The sequence below is a fragment of the Phenylobacterium sp. genome (assembly GCF_016793285.1).
Taxonomy (GTDB): Bacteria; Pseudomonadota; Alphaproteobacteria; order Caulobacterales; family Caulobacteraceae; genus Phenylobacterium.
In genome coordinates, this window is record NZ_JAEUMO010000034.1 from 1 (window position 1) to 2,104 (window position 2,104).

At 72.2% G+C, this 2,104-nt stretch carries 2 protein-coding genes; one reads left to right on the plus strand and one right to left on the minus strand.

What is annotated here, in order from left to right; genetic code table 11:
- The coding region (locus JNL41_RS04205) for a DUF72 domain-containing protein (protein ID WP_293473022.1) at positions 1-586 on the plus strand (586 nt) is incomplete at its 5' end.
- On the opposite strand, the gene JNL41_RS04210 is transcribed toward JNL41_RS04205, so the two are convergent.
- Positions 567-2,030, minus strand: a complete 1,464-nt coding sequence (locus JNL41_RS04210; RefSeq protein WP_293473023.1) for an HWE histidine kinase domain-containing protein — start codon at positions 2,028-2,030, stop codon at positions 567-569. The genes JNL41_RS04205 and JNL41_RS04210 overlap by 20 nt on opposite strands.
- Positions 2,031-2,104: the final 74 nt, after the last annotated feature.

The window sequence follows — 2,104 nt, forward strand, 5'->3', positions numbered from 1 at the left end:
CACGAACCGCAAGGTGCTGGCGGAGGGCCGGCAGAGCGTCGACTACTTCCTCAACCAGGGACTGACCGAGCTGGGCGACCGGCTGGGGCCGATCCTGTGGCAGTTCATGCCGACGAAGAAGTTCGACTACGACGACTTCGCCGGCTTCATGGACCTGATGCCGGGGAAGGTGGGCGACCTGCCCGCCCGGCATGTGTTCGAGGTGAGGAACGCCACCTTCAACGACCCGAAGTTCATCGGACTGTGCCGCGAACGCGGCATCGCGATCTGCAACTCCGACAACGAGAACTACCCGTTCATTCCCGACATCACGTCGGACTTCGTCTACCTGCGCCTGCTCTCGGCCGACGACGACATCCCGACCGGCTACGCGGCCGAGGACCTCGACCTCTGGGCCCGGCGGTTCAGGACCTACGCCGAGGGCCAGGTGCCGGGGGACTTCACGCCCGTGGACCGCACCGGCCCGCCCGAGGGACCGCGCGACGTCTACGCCTTCGTGATCCACGAGGGGAAGGTGCGCGCGCCGGCCGCCGCCCAGGAGTTCATAAGGCGGGTGGATCCCGACTTCAGGCCGGCCGGGAGCTGAAGCTGGCGGCCTCGCCATGGGGGCCGAAGACGGGATCGTCCAGGGCGTCGTCCGGCGCGGGCCCCGGCTCGGGCTGGAAGGGCGCGCTGATCCGGCAGCGGACCCCCGGCCCCTCGAACGCGATCTTCACCTCCCCGCCGAGTTCGCCCGCCAGGCCGCGTTCCAGCAGGCGCGAGCCGAAGCCGCGGGTCCGGGGCGCCACCACGCGCGGACCGCCGGTCTCCTGCCAGTCGACGATGAGGCGCGCCGGGTCGGTCTCGGGATCGAGCCGCCAGCGGACCGAGACCCGGCCCTTCTCGTTGGACAGCGCGCCGTACTTCACGGCGTTGGTCGCGAGTTCGTGGCCACCCATGGCGAGCGCAAGGGCCATCTTGGGCGAGATGCGCAGATCCGGGCCCACGAGGGTGACGCGCTCACCGCCGGCGTGCGGCGCCATGGTGCGCTGGAGCACCGCGCGCAGCGACGCGCCGGCCCAGCGCTCGCGGGTCAGGATGTCGTGCGTCCAGGCCAGCGCCATCAGCCGGTCCTCGAAATCGGCCAACGGCCCGCCGTCGCGCGCCCGGCCCAGGCTCTGGCGCGCCACGGACTGGACGGTCGCCAGCATGTTCTTCACGCGGTGGTTCAGTTCGTGGATCAGGAGCTGCTGGCGCCGCTCGGCGCGGGCCCGCTCGGCCACCTCGCGCTCCAGCCGCGCCTCGTAGAGCTTGTGGGCGGTGACGTCGAGCGTGACGCCGGCGACGCGGGCCGGGAAACCGTCGTTGCGACGCTCGATGACCGCCGCGCTCGAGCGGAGCCAGCGGTGGCCGCCGTCGGCCGCGGAGACGCGGTACTCGAAGACCGCTTCGTCGGCGTCGCGCAGCCTGGCCAGGGCCTCGCCCACCGCGGGCTTGTCGTCGTCGAACACGAAGGTGCGCCAGTCGGCGATCGCTTCCTCGTCGTGCAGTCCCGCCGAGAGCCCGACGAGGGCGCGCGCGGCGGCCGGGTCCAGCCAGCGCAGGGCGCCCCCCGTGCGCCATTCCCAGGTGGCGGCGCGGGCGGCCTGGTGGGCCAGGCGCAGACTTTCGGTTGTCGAGCGCAGGCGCCGCTCGTTGCGCCGCAGCGTGCGCTCGCTGCGTTCGCGGTCGGTGACGTCGCGCAGGAAGAAGGCGATGCCGCCCTCGACCGGCAGGCCGCGCACTTCGATCCATTCGTCTTCGGCGCCGGGTCGCGGGACCACGAACTCGACCGGCGTCAGGTCGCGGATGGCGGTGAGGAACCGCAGTTCCAGCGCCTCGCCGCCCAGCCGCGCGAGCACGGGCCGCAGCGGCTTGCCGATCGTCGAGGTGCGGAACGTCTGCAGGAACCGCGCGGCGGCCGGATTGCAGTACGTCAGGCGGCCGTCCGCATCGGCGGCGAAGAGGCCGTCCGCGCCCGCAATATCCAGAAGCGCCTTGCCCAGCTCCACCGCAAGTCCGGCGGGCTGACTCCGATCACGCCTTGTGGCCGCCATTCGAGTCCCTCGAAGCGGCCCCCCGTGCA